This window comes from Mesorhizobium sp. C089B (genome assembly GCF_030323125.1).
Taxonomy (GTDB): domain Bacteria; phylum Pseudomonadota; class Alphaproteobacteria; order Rhizobiales; family Rhizobiaceae; genus Mesorhizobium.
Genome location: NZ_CP100469.1, coordinates 1,091,316 through 1,108,545 on the forward strand (window position 1 = coordinate 1,091,316; position 17,230 = coordinate 1,108,545).

The 17,230-nt window shown below is 60.7% G+C and carries 13 protein-coding genes and 1 pseudogene; 4 read left to right on the forward strand and 10 right to left on the reverse strand.

The window, feature by feature from the left end:
- The first annotated feature begins 40 nt into the window (after nt 1-40).
- A complete protein-coding gene (locus tag NLY44_RS05590; protein ID WP_286456786.1) occupies nt 41-2,146 on the forward strand; it encodes an NACHT domain-containing protein in 2,106 nt (701 codons plus the stop codon).
- Between the two features lie 33 nt (nt 2,147-2,179).
- Here NLY44_RS05590 and NLY44_RS05595 read toward each other — a convergent pair whose 3' ends face one another.
- Both NLY44_RS05595 and NLY44_RS05600 read right to left on the reverse strand, forming a co-directional pair.
- Nucleotides 2,180-3,199, reverse strand: coding sequence for a site-specific integrase (locus NLY44_RS05595; RefSeq protein ID WP_245263860.1), 1,020 nt, complete (start codon nt 3,197-3,199; stop codon nt 2,180-2,182).
- Nucleotides 3,200-3,535: 336 nt separating this feature from the next.
- Nucleotides 3,536-4,114: a hypothetical protein gene (locus tag NLY44_RS05600; RefSeq protein WP_245260457.1), complete on the reverse strand. Its 579-nt coding sequence runs from the start codon at nt 4,112-4,114 to the stop codon at nt 3,536-3,538.
- Nucleotides 4,115-4,171: 57 nt separating this feature from the next.
- On the opposite strand from NLY44_RS05600, the gene NLY44_RS05605 reads away from it, so the two are divergent.
- Entirely contained in the window at nt 4,172-4,993 is an 822-nt protein-coding gene (locus NLY44_RS05605; protein WP_156941057.1) for a M15 family metallopeptidase, read from the forward strand.
- Here the strand turns inward: NLY44_RS05605 and NLY44_RS05610 are convergent, their stop codons facing one another.
- The 5 genes from NLY44_RS05610 to NLY44_RS05630 form a co-directional block, all read right to left on the reverse strand.
- Nucleotides 4,994-5,764: an SDR family oxidoreductase gene (locus NLY44_RS05610; protein ID WP_023806457.1), complete on the reverse strand. Its 771-nt coding sequence runs from the start codon at nt 5,762-5,764 to the stop codon at nt 4,994-4,996.
- Between the two features lie 13 nt (nt 5,765-5,777).
- Nucleotides 5,778-6,773, reverse strand: coding sequence for an ABC transporter permease (locus tag NLY44_RS05615; RefSeq protein ID WP_023690226.1), 996 nt, complete (start codon nt 6,771-6,773; stop codon nt 5,778-5,780).
- A 160-nt stretch (nt 6,774-6,933) separates the two neighbouring features.
- Nucleotides 6,934-7,974, reverse strand: a complete 1,041-nt coding sequence (locus NLY44_RS05620) for a sugar ABC transporter substrate-binding protein (protein ID WP_023684845.1) — start codon at nt 7,972-7,974, stop codon at nt 6,934-6,936.
- A 41-nt stretch (nt 7,975-8,015) separates the two neighbouring features.
- Complete coding sequence (locus NLY44_RS05625; protein WP_023669142.1) at nt 8,016-8,780, reverse strand: ATP-binding cassette domain-containing protein; 765 nt, start codon at nt 8,778-8,780, stop codon at nt 8,016-8,018.
- Nucleotides 8,777-9,943, reverse strand: a complete 1,167-nt coding sequence (locus NLY44_RS05630) for an ROK family transcriptional regulator (RefSeq protein WP_023806458.1) — start codon at nt 9,941-9,943, stop codon at nt 8,777-8,779. The genes NLY44_RS05625 and NLY44_RS05630 overlap by 4 nt, the downstream gene beginning before the upstream one ends.
- 212 nt (nt 9,944-10,155) lie before the next feature.
- Between NLY44_RS05630 and NLY44_RS05635 the strand changes: the two genes are divergently transcribed.
- On the forward strand, nt 10,156-11,337 hold the full coding sequence (locus NLY44_RS05635) for a M24 family metallopeptidase (RefSeq protein WP_023806459.1): 1,182 nt from the start codon (nt 10,156-10,158) through the stop codon (nt 11,335-11,337).
- A gap of 47 nt (nt 11,338-11,384) precedes the next feature.
- On the opposite strand, the pseudogene NLY44_RS05640 reads toward NLY44_RS05635, so the two are convergent.
- The 3 genes and pseudogenes from NLY44_RS05640 to NLY44_RS05650 form a co-directional block, all read right to left on the reverse strand.
- A pseudogene (locus NLY44_RS05640) lies at nt 11,385-11,642 on the reverse strand (ABC transporter permease); the annotation flags it as partial.
- Nucleotides 11,643-11,735: 93 nt separating this feature from the next.
- Nucleotides 11,736-13,019: a M23 family metallopeptidase gene (locus tag NLY44_RS05645; protein ID WP_023690221.1), complete on the reverse strand. Its 1,284-nt coding sequence runs from the start codon at nt 13,017-13,019 to the stop codon at nt 11,736-11,738.
- 165 nt (nt 13,020-13,184) lie between these two features.
- Nucleotides 13,185-13,652: a peroxiredoxin gene (locus NLY44_RS05650; protein ID WP_023706427.1), complete on the reverse strand. Its 468-nt coding sequence runs from the start codon at nt 13,650-13,652 to the stop codon at nt 13,185-13,187.
- A 184-nt stretch (nt 13,653-13,836) separates the two neighbouring features.
- Between NLY44_RS05650 and NLY44_RS05655 the strand changes: the two genes are divergently transcribed.
- On the forward strand, nt 13,837-17,223 hold the full coding sequence (locus NLY44_RS05655; protein WP_023806460.1) for a DUF3971 domain-containing protein: 3,387 nt from the start codon (nt 13,837-13,839) through the stop codon (nt 17,221-17,223).
- Nucleotides 17,224-17,230 lie beyond the last annotated feature (7 nt).

Genomic DNA, 17,230 nt, shown 5'->3' on the forward strand with positions numbered 1-17,230 from the left:
GTTTATTCGTCACCCTCTTGCAGCAGAGTTTGACGAACGCTTGGTATTTGTTGATCCGGATATATATCACGAGAATGAAAAAGAGCAGATGACGAGTTTCGAGCAATTTGCTCAGACTGTAATCAGCAACCAGATCAATATAATCACGGGTGGGGACCGGTCTGGTAAGTCTCTTCTTGCCAAGAAAACGCAGACATATCTCGACAGCAGCCAACAGCCAGCCGTACTCGTTAAGGGCAGGTCGATCAAAAACGCGGATATAGCGAAATTGGTAGAAAGCTGCATTGCAGCACAATACGGTGCGGTGAGCTTCCCTTCGAAAAGGTTTTCTGTAGTAATAGACGACTTTGATGAGTGCACGCTCCCCGATCGTATAAAAGAATCGATCATCATTAAGCTATCAAACGGCTTTCAGCGCGTAATATTGTATTCGTTTACTAGCGCGACCTCTGTGCTGTTCACCTCTGATGAATTGCCGGACCCGCAGGTATTCAACATAAATCAGTTGGCGAATGACAAGATTTATAACTTGGTTGTCAAATGGAAAGGTATCGGATCGCCGCAAGGCGCTTTAATCGATGATCGTGAGGTTTTATCTGCCTACGAAAAGCTTCAGCTGATATTTGATCAGTCAGAAATCGAAAAGTCCGCGTACTCTGCCGTAACATTTCTAGAGCTTATGGAGACCGCTGCAGGAGGTGACATAGCTATTTCGTCCTTTGCCTCTTGTTACGATACTCTTGTCACAAATCGATTACAAAGAGCCGGAATAGACTGGCAAACGTTTGATGAGGCTAAGAACTTCTTGTCCCACGTGGCTTACAGATCGTTTTTTCACAACGAATCTAAGTCTGTTCCGTCTGAAGTGTTTGATGATGTTTTGGCGACGTTCGAGAAAAAATACTTATCTTCCAAAGCTTCACTTAAGAAGATGGCCCTAGCCTCCTTTTTAACATATGACGACGAAAGTCTTGAGTATGAATTTCGTGAGGAGTACCTCTGGTTTTTCCTGTGCGCGAGGTACGTGGCGCGTGAACTGGCAAAGGAGAACGCGGGCGAATATTCTAGATTTGTTTCAAGATGCACAAAGAACATATTTCATAAAAAGTACGCTAATATCGCAATATTTATCGCATACTTTTCTAGCGACGACCTTGTCTTGTCGTGTCTTGTCGATACCTTAAAGGGACTCTTTTCTAAGGCGGAGTCCTGGGAGCTAACGGACGAAGTACGTGAATTGATGCTGGGTATTGTTTCCGATGAGAAGATTATTATCTACCTTCCCGAAAATATTGATAAAAACCGGTTGGAGATACTGAAGGAAAAGATCAACGATATAATCGGTGACGCGATGAAGGTGGTTGCTCAGTATACGTTGCCATTTCTAAACTCAAATATCGCTGACTCTGAGTTGGTCGAAGAGATCAGCAATCCCGAGATAGATGCTGATTCGTATATGCGCAGTGTGAACGCCCTACTTCGTACCCACTCGGTACTTGGGCAGATATTGGCCACCAGAGCGGGAACATTTAGTGCGGATGTTCTGTTAAACTGTATCACGAACATGGTTCAGGCTAGCGGTCGCTATGCGGCACTGAATCACGCGATTGCCACAATATTGATTCATGATGACGAAAGCACTGCTCGCGACGTTGATGCGGCAATAGTAGGAGATCATTCCGTCGAGGACAAGTTGCGCAAGGTGCGAAGAATATTCGCATTCTGGTCTGTATATTTGTCTCAGGCGGGGCTAGCTCGGTATTTGAGTAATTCACACGCAATCCGGGCGCTAGAGAAACTTGTGGACGATTATGAGCCGGACACAGGCGATACAAAGGGGCCGTTCAATTTTACAAGCGTATTGGTTATCGCGCGGCTGTATAGCACTGGTAAGATAAGTCGGTCCGATATCGAGACGTGTATCAAGAAATATGGTGAGAATAGTGCTATCTTGCATTTGTTGCGTGTTGCAATTCACATATACACATATTATATGCCGCTAGAAATTGAAGAAAAGCAGTGGCTGTCTGCTAAGCTGGGTATCCCTGTAAGGAGGATTGAGGCGCAAAGGTTTCGCGCTTCGGAACTTGGAAAAGTGATAATAAAATCGACGCGGGCGGTCTTGCCAGATCCCAAAAAGGACTAGCCCTTGGCAAAGGCAAGACCATTTTCGTATTCGTCAGGGTCCAAGGGGCGATTCGGAGTTCTCCCTGTGAAGTTCCCGGGTGGCGGACCGATTTAGCAGGGCAACTTCCATCTTATGCGGCGCGAACAGCTTCATTCTCACTGCCCACTCATTTGCATGGGAGTAACGCATCAGCTGAGCAAGCGTTCTGTGACCGGATATGGATGCGACCTCCGGGACTGTCAGGCCGAGTTCGAAAAGTCTGGAGATGGCTTCGTGCCGAAGGTCGTGAAAGTTTAGACCATCTACTTTGGCCCGTGCCGTCAGTCTGTCCCATTGGAGCCTCATAGCTACTGGCGTGACAGGAAAGGCAAAGTCGGCGGGCTTGGCGTCTTCGGATCGAACAGCCTTTAAGATTGCAATAGCCCTCGGTGTCAGTGGGATGACCCTCGAATAGCCGCTCTTGGACTCAGGGATGACCAAGGAGAGGCGTTCGAAATCGACGTGGCGGAACTGGATCGAGAGTATCTCGCCGCGCCTCATGGCCGTCTCTATGGCGAACAGAATGATAGGAGCGACAAGCTTGTTCCTCCCTTTCGTCGTCGCATCCAGAAGCCTTTCGAGTTCACCCGATTGGAGCCTCCTTTCCCGCTTGTTGTCGATCACCTTGAGCTTCAACCCGTCGAGAGGGTTCCTGACAGGGATTTCCCATTCAACAACGGCATGGCGGAACATATGGGAGAGGGGAGAAAGCTCACGTTTCAACGACTTCGGAGTAACCGGCTTGTCTGATCGGTGCTTAGGTTCCTTCAACCGCTGATCCCGGTAGGCGGCAAAATCAGCCGTGGTTAGGTCGTTCAGGGTCTTCTGGCAGATCGGGTAGCGAAGGAAGCGGTTCAGGAGGATTGTCTCGACAACCGAACCACGCTTTTTGGGGACGACCTCATCTCTGTAGCGGGTGACTAGGGCAGCAAGGGTCATCGCCTTCAAGGCTTTTCGGTCGGGACCTAGCTCATGCCTGTCGTGCTGACGCTCAATCGTCCTGGCCCATTCGTTGGCGTCTGCCTTGGACATAAATGAACGAGATTGAGTAGGAAAACCTTGGCGTCTGACTTGGACTTGCCATCTGCCGTTACGCTTGCGAAGAGTAGCCATTTTTAGCTCCGGTGTGACTGTGCTGTGACAGCAACCGATCCGGCAGCTTTTGGCCAAAGAGGGTGAGAGCTATGTCTTTGATTTTACGAGAGTAATGAGACCGAGTGACGAGACCTACAGGGAGTGAGCGCTTCGTTTACACCGAAGATGTCGGCGGTTCGAGCCCGTCATCGCCCACCATATCCCGGCCGACCATATCTCGAATGCCGGGCGCGGCCGCAATGAGCCGCACCCGCACTTCTTTCCCAGTGCAACCTATCGCTTGACGTAGCAGTTCTTCTTCACGCGGCGGATGGGATCCTCGCCAAAGGCGTCGACGCTGCATGTGACGCCGTTCCTGAATACGCCCTGGACGTACTGGCCACGCGCCCCGTATCTCACCAGTTTGCGGCCACGGAACTCGCAGAACCGCCCCTCCGAGGCGCAGGCCACCCATCTGCCGCCGCCCTGGCCGTAGTCGTCATCACCGTAATTGTCATCGTCGTTGTTGTCGCCATAGTCGTCACCGCCGCCGCGCCTCACGATATAGCAAGCCTTGTCGCGGCCGGGCGCCGGGTCGCCAAAGACGCGATTCGTACACGGCACGGCACGACGATCGATGAAGCGCGAAGTGGTCTGCCCGCGCGCGCCGTAGACCACTTCCGAGGGGTAGGGCAGGCGGCAGATTTCGCCTTCGTCGGCGCATCGCTGCATCCGCTGGGCGGATGCGGTGGCTGGAAAAAGAATAGAGACGGACGAGGCCAGGCCGACCAGGCAGATGAATGTAAACGTCATCCGGATCAAAGCATTGAAGGTTTTTGACACGATTTGTCTCCCGTTCGATTCGACCAGCATGGTACAGCAGCCTTGTTAAATACACGATGAACGAAAGCCCTCCGGGAAGGCAGGACAATGATGGATCATCCAGGGCGCCTGATGCTGCGGTTGCTGTTCGCATTGGCAATCGTCGGCACTGGACGCTTCGCCTATGCAGGGAATGCGGGCGACGGCGTCGACCAGCCGGCCGCCAAGGCTGCCTTGCTCAAGGCCTATCCCGGACTTTTCACCATCTCGGGCAATGTGCTGTCCTGGACCGACGGCACCACGATGATGTGGGACGACGGCAAGGCGCGCGACGCCGACGCGCTGCTTGAGAGCCCCGACATCGAAGACATGTTTCGCTACGTCTATCCCAGAGCAGCCGAGGGCGCGCTGGTCCCGGCGGAGGATTTCGATCCCGGCCGTATCCGCAATGAACCTTTCTTCGAGAAGCTCTACGGGGCAAGTGCCGCCGAGGTGGGCAAGCACATCGCCAACGTCAAATGGTTGCCGAAGCTCGGCAAGAAGACCGTGCAGGTCACCAGGATTTTCGGCATCAACGACCGGCTGGGCAAGGTCTCCGCTGCGCTTGAGGCGATGCCCGCGGAGCTGAGCCGTTACGGGCTCAAGCCCGGCGGCGGCTTTGTCTGGCGGCCGATCGCCGGCACCGACCGGTTGAGCGTTCACTCGTTCGGAGCGGCCTTCGATATCAATGTCGGCTTCTCCGACTATTGGTACAACAACAGGAACAAAACCAACCCGAAGGCCCACATTCCCTTCAAGAACCGGATTCCGCTGGAAATCGTGGAATTGTTCGAGAAAAACGGCTTCATCTGGGGCGGGCGCTGGTATCACTACGACACCATGCACTTCGAGTACCGGCCTGAGTTGCTGCTGTACAAGAAATCCGGCTGATCACGGCGGCAGCAGCCGGAAATCCTTGCCTTCGGGCAGCAACTGGCCGCCGTCGACGACGATGGTGGTGCCGGTGATGTAGCTGGCATCGTCGGAGGCGAGGAACAGGAAGGCGTTGGCGACGTCGCGCGGACTGCCGAGGCGTCCGAGCGGGATCGAATCCTCCATGTTCTTGATGTAGGCGGCGCCGCGATGCAGCTCGATCGCTTCGGTCAGGATGTTGCCGGGCTCGACGCCGTTGACGGTGATGCCGTAGCCCGAAAATTCCAGCGCCGCCGAGCGGATGAAGCCGTTGATGCCGGCCTTGCTGGCGGCATAGTGGCCGTGGCCGGGGCTGGTGACGTGCGGACCGGTGATCGACGAGGTGTAGAGCATGCGCCCGTAATGCTGCGCCTTCATCGGCGCCAGCGCTGCCAGCGTGGCGTTGAACGTGCCGCGCAGATTGACCGCCATCACCCGGTCCCAATCGTCCGGGCTGGTATTTTCGATGAGCTGCCAGGGATAGATGCCGGCATTCTGCACGACGATGTCGAGGCGGCCGTGGCGGCTCAGCGCCAGCGCAACCGCGGCTTCTGCGTCGGCAATTTGCGAAATGTCGGTGCGAATGAAATCCGCGCCGAGCTCGTCCGCGGTCGCCTGGCCGGCTTCGGCCTCGCTGTCGGCCAGGACCAGCCTTGCGCCTTCCTCGGCAAAGCGCAGCGCAATGCCCTTGCCGATGCCGCGCGCGCTGCCGACGATAAGCGCGACCTTGTCTTGCAGCCGTCCGGTCATGTGAGCTGTCCTGTCATGCGAGTCTTTGGCGAATGGTTTGCTTGAAGGCGTCGAGCAGCACGGCGGCGAGCACCAGCAGGCCATGGATCACCTGGGTGAAATTGGCCGGCAGGCCCATCAGGTTGATTGCCGTGTTGATGGAGGAGAGCAGCAGCACGCCGGCATAGACGCCGGGCAAGGTGCCGACACCGCCTTTCAGGCTGACGCCGCCGATGACGACGGCGGCAAAGGCGTTGAACAGCAGCCCGGTGCCGAGATTGGCGGTGGCGCCCGAGGTGCGGATGGCGAGCAGCCAGCCGGCGAGGCCGGCAATGGCGCCGGCCAGTACGAAGGCGATGATCAGATTGCGGTTGACGCGGATGCCGGCGCGGAAGGTCGCGGTCTCGTTGCCGCCGATCATCACGAGGTGGCGGCCGAACGGCGTCTTGGCCATGATCAGCGAGAACAGGACGAAACAGGCGACGGCGATCCAGGCGGTCAGCGGCAGGCCGGCCATTCGCTGGATGCCGAACCAGCGGATGGCCGGCGCCAGATCCTGTGCCGAGCGGCCGCCGGAAATCACCAGCACCAGGCCGCGCACCCAGATGTAGGACGCCAGCGTAATGATAAAGGCGCTCATCTTCACCTTGACCACGAGATAGCCGTTGAAGGCGCCGATGAGGCCGCCGACGGCCAGCGCAACCAGCAGCGAAACCGGAACCATCAGCCATTGCGGATTGAGCTGTATGCCCATGCCGATGCCCGACGAGCAGAACAGGATGCCGACCGCCATGGCGCTGAGTGCGGCCACCGATTCCACCGACAGGTCCATATGGCCGGCAATGATGACCAGCGACAGGCCGATCGACATCACGCCGAGCACGCTCGAGGCTTCGATGATGTTGGCGAAGATGCCGAGCTGGAAGTAGTTGGGGACGAAGACGGAAAAGACAACCAGCACAAAGATCAGCATGAACCAGACGAGGTTGTCGAGGACGAACTCCAGGGCTTTGCGGCTGCGCGGGTTCATGGGCTGATCCGGTTGGCGCCCCCGAGAAAATCAGGCTGAGAAATCAACTCGATTTCGTCGGGTTCAGGCGCGGGTTTAGGTTCGCCACGGCGTCCTGGGTCGCGGCGTCGTGAATGGGCAGGCTCCGGGCCGCAATGGCCCGGAGCGCTTCGCTAGGCGACTATTCGACAGACTTGATCGTGTCCGTCGGCGGCTTCTGGTTGCCCCAGAAGGCCGGATTGTCGACGTTTTCCTTGGTGATGGCGGCGCCCGGGATCTTGATGTTGGGGCCCCAGCTCTCCTTGGTCACGGTCGACTTCAAGCCGAGCACGTCATACTCGCCAGGCTTGATTTCCTGCTTGCCGGCGATCTTGTCCATGAACATGGCGACGGCCGCGGCCTGCGCATAGAGCGGTTGCTCGACTTCGACATTGAGCCAGCCCTTGCGGATCAGGTCGAGACCGACCGGAGCGCCGTTCGAGCTCATCAGCATGACGTCGCCCGGCTTCTTGCCGGCGGCCTCGAGCGAGGCGACGGCTGCGACCGACAGGTGCGCGGCATGGCTGAAGATCAGGTCGATGTCGGGGTTGGCGAGCATCTGGTCGGCAACGATCGTGCCGGCGTTGCTGGCTTCCCATTGCATGGCCGGCAGCGAGATGATCTTGACGTCAGGAAACGCCTTCAACTTCTCCTCGAAACCCTTCTGGATGTCGAGCGTGTAGGGATCGCCGGGATCGCCGAGCACCTGCAGGATCTTGCCCTTCACCGAACCGTTCTTGGCGGTCAGAAGCTTTTGCGCCTGCTCGGCGGCGACGTAGCCGATCTCGACCGTGCCCGCCACCGAGGTGAAATCGGACGGGGTCGAGGTGATCTGGCGGTCGAACTCGACCACCGGGATGCCGGCGGCGCGCGCCGCTTCGATGGACGGCTTCAGCGCGTTGAAATCGACGGCGGCCAGGATGATCGCCGCCGGCTTCAGCGCAATGACGTCGTTCATCTGCGATTGCTGCGCGTCGGTCTTGTTGTCGGCGTTGAGTGTTTTCACCTCATAGCCGACCTGCTTGAGGAACAGCTCCAGCGCGCTCACCGAGCCGGTCTGGAATTCATCGAGCAGGGTCGGGACCATATAATAGACGGTGCCCTTGGTCTGGGACATTGCCGGCGTGAGCGAGGCAAGAGCCAGTGCCAGGATACCGAAGACAAGAACCAGTATTCGCTTCATGTCGTTCGCTCCTCTTTTATACCGGACCCCTCTTTTGTCCCTCAACCTGCCGGTCCGGCACCGGCAAGCGTCTCACCGGTGATCATGTTGATCACCGCATCGGGACTTGTTTTGTTGCGCGCGACATCGCCGGCCACGACGCCTTGCCGGATCACCACGATCCGGTCGGCGACCTGAAAAGCCTGTTGCATGATGTGGGTGATGATGACGACGCCGATGCCCTGGTTGGCCACCTGGCGGATCATCTCGAGACCGCGCCGCGTCTGCTCGACGCCGAGGGCCGCGAACGGCTCGTCAAGCAGCACAAGCTTGCCGCCCCAGTGCACGAAGCGGTTGAGCTCGATGGCCTGGCGTTGGCCGCCCGAGAGATGCTCGACATTGGTGCGCAGCGACGGGATGCGGGTGCCGGCACTTGCCAGCGCCTTGCCGACGACGGCCTCCATGGCGCGCTCGTCGAGGATGGGGACACCGAGAACCTTGCGAGTGATTTCGCGGCCCATGAAGAAATTGGCGACGACGTCGACATTGGTGCAGAGCGACAGGTCCTGGTAGACGGTCTCGATGCCGGCAGCCTTGGCCTCGGCCGGCGTCTTCGCCAGAAACTCCTTGCCCTCGAACAGCATGCGGCCGGAACTGGGTTCGAGGCCGCCGGCGATGATCTTGACCAGCGTCGACTTGCCGGCGCCATTGTCACCGAGCAGCGCCACGACTTCGCCCTTGCCGATCGAGAAGCTGATGCCCCTCAGCGCATGAATGGCGCCGTAATTCTTGGTGACGTTTTCGAGTACCAGCAGCGGTTCGGTCATGCCGCCACTCCCTTGCTGTGCATGAGGTCGGACCGGCGCTCGCGCTCGGCAATGAACATCTGGCCGAAGCGCGGCGACAGCACGCCCGAAACGGCTAATGCGGCAGCGCCGCGCAGCACCGAATGCTTGCCGCCGGTCGCCACCGTCACGCGCGGTGTCTTGCGGTCGCGCCGCGCCGAGACCGAATTGGGAAGCTGTCCCGCCGTGCCGACCAGCTTTTCGAGCAGGTCGGTGGGCGCAAGCCCGCCGAGGATGACGGTTTCCGGGTCGAACACATTCTCGATGGTGACGATGGCGTTGCGGAAGATCGGCGCGATCTCGGCCACCCAAGCGGCGTCGCTGATGTTGCGGCGGCGACGTGCTTCGAGCGAGAGATACCGTTCGAGGCAGCCGCTGTTACCGCATGGGCAAGGCTCGCCACCGGGAACGGCAGGGATGTGTCCGATTTCGCCGGCATTGCCCCAGGCGCCGCGCATCACCGCGCCGTCATGCACGATGACGCCGCCGAGGCCGACGCCGAAATAGAGGTAGTAGTATTCGGAATAACCGGAGCCGAGACCGTAAAGCCGTTCGCCCATGGCCGCCGCCGCCATGTCGGTTTCGAAGAAGGCCGGCAGCCCGGTCGACGCCGCCAGCCGTTCCGGCAGCGCGACATCCTTCCAGCCGGCCATGGTCGTCGGGCCGACGAAGCTCATCGACTCCACGCCGAACGGTCCAGGCAGCGCCATGCCGATGCCGAGCACGCGCCCGCCGGGCCGCAGCGCGGTCAACTCGGGCACCATCGCGCCGATCAGCTCGAAGGCATGGTCGGGCATCGCATGCGGCGCCTCGCGATGCATGCTCTCGATGACATCGCCGCTGAGATTGATGAGCGCCGCGTCGATCCCCAGCGGGGTGAGGTGGACGCCGACGGCATAGCCGCCCTCGGGGTTGATCCTGAGCGTCGCCGGCGGCAACCCGCGTCCGCGCGGCTCTTCGCGCAGCGACAGCACATAGCCATGCTCTTCGAGTTCGCGAACGATGGTCGATACGGTCTGGACGGTGAGGCCAACGCGGCCGGCAATGTCGCCGCGAGCTATGGGACCGTGAAGGCGGATGGACTCCAGCACGATGCGCCGGTTGTAAGGCCGCCCGAACTCCTGATTGGTTCCCCGCAGTGCCATGTCCCGCGCCCTTTAGGAAGGCTAAGACTTGCATAGGCAATTTATTCAGTCAAATGGAATTCAAAAATAATTCGGAATGGTTCCCAGACGCGGTGCAGGACCTGTCCCATGCGCCGCGCTGGCCGATTGCAGCCGGGCTGAAACCACCGCAATGGTGAATGACGTCAGGCGGGCGCGGGGCTCGCCCGACCAGTGATCCAGCAGGAAAACCGATGATCGAATTGCCTTTTGCGCGCGATGAGTACCAGCGGCGGCTCAAGAAGATCCGCGCCGAGATGGCGACGCGTGGGCTGGAACTGCTGGTCGTCAACGATGTCGCCAACCAGCATTACATCACCGGCTATGACGGCTGGTCGTTCTACACGCCGCAGATCGTGCTTGTCCCGATCGAAAACGAGGCCGAGCCGGTCTGGATCGGCCGCGCCATGGATGCGGCAGGCGGCTTGCTGACGGCCTGGATGAAGCCGGAGAATGTGGTCGGCTTCCCCGAGGACCACGTGCAGCGCGCCGATCGCCATCCGATGGACTGGATAGCGGCCTGCATCGTCGCCAAGGGCTGGGGCGCGAGACATATCGGCATCGAGCTCGAAGCCTATTATTTCTCGCCGAAGGCGCATGCCCGGCTCGTCGCCGGCCTGCCCAATGCGAAATGGCACGACGCCGATCTGCTGGTGAACTGGATCCGCGCCGTCAAATCCGCGCCCGAAATTGCTTATCTGCGCAAGGCGTCGACACTTGCCGAATCGGCGGTTTCGCGGGCCTTCGAAGTCATCGCGCCAGGCGTGCGCGAATGCGATGCGATTGCCGCGATCCAGGCGGCGCAGATTGCCGGCAGTCCAGACTTCGCCGGCGACATCACGGCACTGCCGCCGACCATCCTCGGCGGCGAGAATGCATCGGCTCCGCACATCATGTGGAGCGATCGGCGCTTCGGCAAGGACGAAACGATTGCGCTCGAACTTGCCGGTGTCTGCCGCCGCTATGCCGCAGGCCTCGCCCGAACGATGCAGCTCGGCAAGACGCCGGCCCGTGTCGCCGACACCGCAAAGGCGGTGATCGAAGGCATGGATGCGGTGCTCGACGCGGTCAGGCCCGGGACCACAGCCGAAGCGGTCGAGGCCGCATGGCGCAAGGTTATCCAGCGCTACGGGCTGAAGAAGGAATCGCGCATCGGCTACTCCATCGGCGTCGCTTATCCCCCGGATTGGGGCGAGCACACGATCAGCCTGCGGCCCGGCGACAAGACCGCGCTGCAACCCGGCAACGTCCTGCACTCCATTCTTGGCATGTGGATGGATGGCTGGGGCATCGAGATCAGCGAGACCATTCTGGTGACCGAGACCGGCCATGAGACGCTGACCAAATTCCCGCGAGACATCCATGTCAAATCCTGACCGGTCAGCCACGACGGACGCCACCGCGACCCGCCTGACGCATCTGCTCAATATTGGATCGTCCGGCGCTCGATCAGCACCACAAGACAAAACAGGACGATCGACAGGCCCGATGACAGCACGATCGCCGCGTAGAGGCGGTCCGACTGGTAGTTGAAGGACGCCTGGACGATCAGCGCGCCAAGTCCTTGGTCGGAGCCGATCCATTCGCCGACAATGGCGCCGATCACGGCGGTGGCCGAGGCAATCCTCAGCGATGAGAACAGCATCGGCAAAGCGCGCGGCAGCCGCAGGCTCCAGAACGTGACGCCGGAGCACGCGATGTCGGATTGCCAAACAACAGGATGGTACAACGGGTGAAGGAGGCGGGGGCGTGCAACCAGCCGCCTGGCTTGACCCTACAGATACTGCTCGACCTTCTTGCCGACGGTCAGGAAGCGCAGCGGGTCGATGGCCTCGCCATTGTGGCGGACTTCGTAGTGCAGGTGCGGGCCGGTCGAACGGCCGCTGCTGCCGGTTTTGCCAATGATGTCGCCGGCTGCGAGTTTTTGGCCGACGGCAACGTCGATCTCGCTCAGATGGCCGTAGCGCGTGGCAAAGCCGTTGCCGTGATCGACCTCGACCATGCGGCCATAGCCGCCGTTCCAGCCGGCCTTGGTAACGATTCCGGCCGCCGTGACCTTGGCTGCCATGCCGACCGGCGCGCGGAAATCCATGCCCGAGTGCAGGGCAGCGGTGCCGAGGATGGGGTCAGTGCGCACGCCGAACGGGCTGGTGACGGAGTGGCCCGGCGCCGGGTTGGCGAGCGGCAGCCGCCGCGCCTCTTTCTTCAACTGGTCGAGCGTATCCAGCGCCTCGTCCAGTTCCTTGACCTTGCTGTCGAACATCATCGAGCTGTCAAGCGGGATCAGCGGTCCGCCGACATCGCTTTCGTTTTTGCCGAAATCACTGTCGACCGGCAGACCGGCCGCTTCCAGCGCCTGGGTGATGGCATCGGCGTTCTTGTAGGCGTTGTCGGCCAGGGTTTCGATGCGGGTGAGTTGCTGGCTTTCGATAGCCTTCAGTGAATCATTGATCGAGACGAACAATTTGTCGGCACGGTCCGCAGCCGTTTCGCTGGGCAGCGGATCGGAACGTGTCGACCACAGCGAGAATGGCCTGGTGTCGCCCGAACCAAGGCTGGCGACCGAATAGGCGAGTGGCTCGCCGCCAGTCAGTTCGGCATGTTCGTCGGGTTTTGTTGTCGCTGCGGCATCAGCGGTTGGCGGCGTCCCGACCTCGTTTTCGGCCCGCTCGAGAATCGGGCCGAGGCGGCCATGGCGCTGGCTGAGCTGGCTCTGCCGCTCGATCAATTCGCTGACCTTGGTCTCCATCAGTTTCTGGTCGAGAAGCTGGCGGCTGGTGATGCGGTCGACCTGCGCGCGAAGCGCCGAGATGCGATCCTCATAGGCCTGCTGCATGCGCGCCTGCCGGGCCGTGGTGGCGCCGATCAGATCGTCGCGCAGCACGAGATAGGAGGTCGCCAAGAGATAGCCGATGGCGATCGCCGCCAGTGCCGAGCCGAGAAAGGCGACGAGCCACGGCCGGATGGTGAAATGTCGTATTTCATTGCCCCGCGCAATGATGACCGTATGCGGCTCCTTGCGCCTGCCGAAGACCGCTGACTGACCGGTTAGGTTCACGGGACCAAGCTTTCGTTACGACACCAACGAAGCCCGATTACACATTATTAGGGTTAACAAAGTTTTGCCGTTCGCGGGCGCGCTAGTGACCAACGGTGTCAGCCAACCGCATATATGTCTTATGCCCCTAATGCACTGCGCGGCGTTGGCCAGATCGGTGGCGCCTCAGAGCGCGCGGACCGCCTCCAGCACTGCTTCGGCATGGCCTTTCACCCGGACCTTGCGCCAGATCCCGGCGATCCGCCCGTCCTTGCCGATCAGGAACGTCGCCCGCTCGACGCCCATATAGTTGCGGCCATACATCGTCTTTTCGACCCACAGATTGTAAGCCTCGATCACCTTGCGCTCCTCGTCGGCAACCAGGTCGACGGTGAGATCGTATTTGGTTTTGAACTTGTCGTGCTTCTTCACGCTGTCCGGCGACAGGCCGATCACCACGGCGCCGGCCTTTTCGAACTCCGGCTTCAGCTGCGAAAAGCTGATCGCCTCATTGGTACAACTTGTGGTGTCGTCCTGCGGATAGAAATAAAGTACAACGGGCTTCCCCCGCATCGAGGCAAGGCTGATCGAGCCGCCGCCGTCGCGCGGAAGATCGAATTGCGGCGCAACGTCGCCAACGTCGAGATCAGCCATATCGATGCCCTTGTTTGAGGTTAGGCGGCCCTAAATCAAAGAGATAGAGCATGATGTCTGGACAAACGGAAACCGTTTGTCCGAGAAAACCGCCTCACACTTTTCGGCATCATGCTCTAGCCTGCGTCGTTATAGTGTCGGGCGGGGATTCGTCCACGATCGAATTCGCACAACGGAAAATTGCGTGGATCAGGAAGAACCGCAGCACGAGAAAATCCGGTTCAGGCGTGACGAGATCACCGACCTGGGGGCTTTCCCGTCCGCTTGCCGCGTGCCGCCGCTCGGCAAGGCACGGATCGGCCGCGGCTTTCGCATCCTTGCCCGGCTGTTTGCCGGCATTGGAGCCCTTGTGCTGCTGGCGGCGGCCGCCGTCTACGTCATCGGCGCCACCGGCATCGGCAGCGAACGGCTGCGGTTGGAAGCCGAAACGGCGATCGAGAAACTGGCCGGTTTCGACGTCAAAGTCGCCGTCGGTCCTGCCAGCCTGACACTTGACGGATCGAGCTTCATTGCGCTGCAGGTCAAGGATGTCAGCGTCGAGACGGCCGACGGCAAGCCGATGGCCGATGCCGGGCGCGTCCGCTTCGGCATCCGGCTGGTCCCGCTGCTTTCGGGCGAGGTTCGGCTGACCAGCGCCAGGATTTCCGACGCCCATATCGTCACCGCGGCAATGCCGTCGGGTGGTGACTGGATAGCGCGCCTGCGCAATCAAGACGGTCTCATCGATCCGGAAAAACTGGCCGCCGTCGTCTTCAGTGACGTCAATCGTGCACTCGATGCCGTGCGCGAGGATTCGATGCGCCGCATCGATCTCAAAAATGTCGCGTTCGAGCTGCCCGAGGCCGGATCGGTCAAGCTGGTCACGATCGCCAACGCCACGGTGCTGCAGTCAGGCCCCGGCAGCATGGAGTTCTCGTCCGAGGCGGATGTCGATGGCCGCGCGCTCACCGTCACGGCCACCGCCACCCGCGATACGAGCTCGATGCGCGTTACCGCCTTGAACGCCGCCATCGACATGGCGGATGTCGCGGAGACAACGCCGGCGGCCGGCGGGCGAACCGGCGCGATGGCTTTGAAGCTCACGGGATCCGAAGGCTCGGGCGAGACCGATTCGCGGCTGACGGGCTCGCTGTCGCTAACCGGCTCGGTGCTCGACCTCGGCACACGCGGGCTGTTGCCGGCCGATGTCGATGTCGACGCCGCCCTTGTCTCCGGCTCCAACAAGATCGATGTCGGCAGGCTGGTTCTAAAGACCGGGCGCTCGGCGTTCAATTTCGCCGGCTCGATCGGGCCAAAGCCGTCGACCGGCGCGGCCGGCGAGGAGCCTTCCTATCGTTACGACCTGACCAGCGACGGCTCGACGCTGGCGCCTTCGGAATCGCCCGAGCCGGCGCTGAATTTCTTCGCCCGCATCGCCGGCGTCTATCAGATCAAGAGCCGCAAGCTTGTCGCCGACCAGATCGGCATCAGGTCGGGATCGGGGAGCGAAGTGCTGGGAACCGCTGCGGTTTCCTTCATCGACAACGGACCGCCGGGTATCTCGGTGTCGCTCAACGTCCACGACATGGCGGTCTCGCACGTCAAGCAATTGTGGCCCTGGTTCTCGGCCAAGAACGCGCGGCTGTGGGTGCTGCAGAACCTGTTTGGCGGCCGCGTCGTCGATGCCAGCCTGCAGTTCCAGGTCGTGCCGGGGCGTCTCGGCAACGGCGTGCCGCTTTCGGCCGACGAGGTGTTCGGCCGCTTCCAGGTCGAGGGCTCGCGTTTCGACACCGCCGGCCGCATCCCGCCGATACGCGATGCCGTCGGCGTCGTTTCCTTCCACGGCAACGATGTCGACGTCGCGCTGTCGTCGGGCAGCGTCTATATGCCGAGCGGCCGCACCGTGGCGGCAAGCAATGGCACACTGTCGGTAAAGGCGGCAAACCACCCGCCGGTGATCGGCGCGCTCGACATCGACGTCGCCGGCGAGGCGCCGGCCATCGCCGAACTTGCCTCCTACGAACCGATCAACGCCATGCGCCATGTCGGCATCTTGCCGGACGACCTGTCGGGCACGGTGACCGGCCACGTCAAGGCCGACATTCCGTTGCAATCCGGCGTCGACACGTCGAAGCTCGATTGGCTGGTATCGCTCGACTACAAGGACCTGTCGCTCGCCAAGCCGTTCGAAGGCCAGATGGTGACCGATGCCGACGGCTCGATCGAAGTCGGGCCCGGCAAGGCGGTGATCTCTGCCAAGGCGCGGCTGAACGGCATTCCAGCCGAGCTCGATCTGGTTGAGCCGCTCAGGGATGGCGGGCCGCCGCGCAGCCGCAAGGTGGCGCTTGTGCTCGACGACAAGACGCGCGCCATCGCCATGCCTGGCCTGTCGCCGCTGATTTCCGGCACCATCAAGGTGGCAATCGACAAGAGCGGCGAAGGCGGCAGCCAGAACGTCGACGTCGACCTGACGAGCGCCAGGCTGGACATTCCCTGGGCAGGCTGGAGCAAGGGGCCGGGCATTCCCGCCAATGCCACTTTTACCATGAGCAAGTCCGGCGATACCACGACGCTGTCCGACTTCGACCTCGACGGAAAGAGCTTTTCGGTCGAAGGCGATGTCGTCCTGGTCAAGGGCGCGCTGTCTTCGGCCCGCTTCAGCAAAGTCGCCTTGAACCGGGGCGACGATGTCGCCGTGACGGTGAAGCGGTCGGGCAAGGGCTTCGCAGTCGATGTCAGCGGCAACGCGCTCGATGCCCGCTCGCTGATCAAGCAGTTCACCTCCGATGTCGATACCGCCACCAAAACCACCGGCACGGACGCGGTTTCGGTCAGCGCCGACGTCAATTCGCTAACCGGGTTCCATGACGAGGTCCTGTCCAATTTGAAGCTCGACTACAGTGCCGCCGGCGCCAGGGTGAACAGGCTCAAGGTCAGCGCCGCGGCAAGTTCCGGCGCCGCCATCACCATCAGCAATACGGCAGGCAATGGTGCTCGCGCGCTCACCATGAAGTCGGCCGACGCAGGCGCCATATTGCGCTTCCTCAACATCTACGAGCATATGGAAGGCGGATCGATCACGCTGGCGCTCAGCGGCGCAGCCGACGGCCCGATGCGTGGACAGGTCGATTCGAGCAACTTCTTCATCGTCAATGAACCGAAGCTCGCCTCGATCGTCTCGACCACGCCAACCGGCGACAGCCGCAGCCTGAACGAAGCGGTCAAGGGCAAGATCGACACTTCGCGGGTAAAGTTCGAGCGCGGCTTTACCGAGATCGACAAGGGCAGCGGTTACCTGAAGCTGGCCAACGGCGTGCTGCGCGGCCCGCGCATCGGCACCACCTTCCAAGGCACGCTCTACGACCAGAACAACAATATGGACATGACCGGCACCTTCATGCCGGCCTATGGCCTCAACCGCATCTTTGGCGAACTGCCGCTGGTCGGCGCGCTGCTCGGCAATGGCCGCGACCGCGGGCTGATCGGCGTCACCTACCGGCTTAAGGGCAACGCCAACAAGCCGGTGCTGGACATCAACCCGCTATCGGTAATCGCGCCGGGCATTTTCCGGTCGATCTTCGAGTATCGCTGAGGATCCC

What these genes read in the sequence shown, in the direction of transcription:
- NLY44_RS05595 (WP_245263860.1), bottom strand. Translation starts at nt 3,199, where the DNA reads ATGTCCAAGGCAGACGCCAACGAATGGGCCAGGACGATTGAGCGTCAG.
- NLY44_RS05600 (WP_245260457.1), bottom strand. Translation starts at nt 4,114, where the DNA reads ATGCTGGTCGAATCGAACGGGAGACAAATCGTGTCAAAAACCTTCAAT.
- NLY44_RS05605 (WP_156941057.1), top strand. Translation starts at nt 4,172, where the DNA reads ATGATGGATCATCCAGGGCGCCTGATGCTGCGGTTGCTGTTCGCATTG.
- NLY44_RS05610 (WP_023806457.1), bottom strand. Translation starts at nt 5,764, where the DNA reads ATGACCGGACGGCTGCAAGACAAGGTCGCGCTTATCGTCGGCAGCGCG.
- NLY44_RS05615 (WP_023690226.1), bottom strand. Translation starts at nt 6,773, where the DNA reads ATGAACCCGCGCAGCCGCAAAGCCCTGGAGTTCGTCCTCGACAACCTC.
- NLY44_RS05620 (WP_023684845.1), bottom strand. Translation starts at nt 7,974, where the DNA reads ATGAAGCGAATACTGGTTCTTGTCTTCGGTATCCTGGCACTGGCTCTT.
- NLY44_RS05625 (WP_023669142.1), bottom strand. Translation starts at nt 8,780, where the DNA reads ATGACCGAACCGCTGCTGGTACTCGAAAACGTCACCAAGAATTACGGC.
- NLY44_RS05630 (WP_023806458.1), bottom strand. Translation starts at nt 9,943, where the DNA reads ATGGCACTGCGGGGAACCAATCAGGAGTTCGGGCGGCCTTACAACCGG.
- NLY44_RS05635 (WP_023806459.1), top strand. Translation starts at nt 10,156, where the DNA reads ATGATCGAATTGCCTTTTGCGCGCGATGAGTACCAGCGGCGGCTCAAG.
- NLY44_RS05650 (WP_023706427.1), bottom strand. Translation starts at nt 13,652, where the DNA reads ATGGCTGATCTCGACGTTGGCGACGTTGCGCCGCAATTCGATCTTCCG.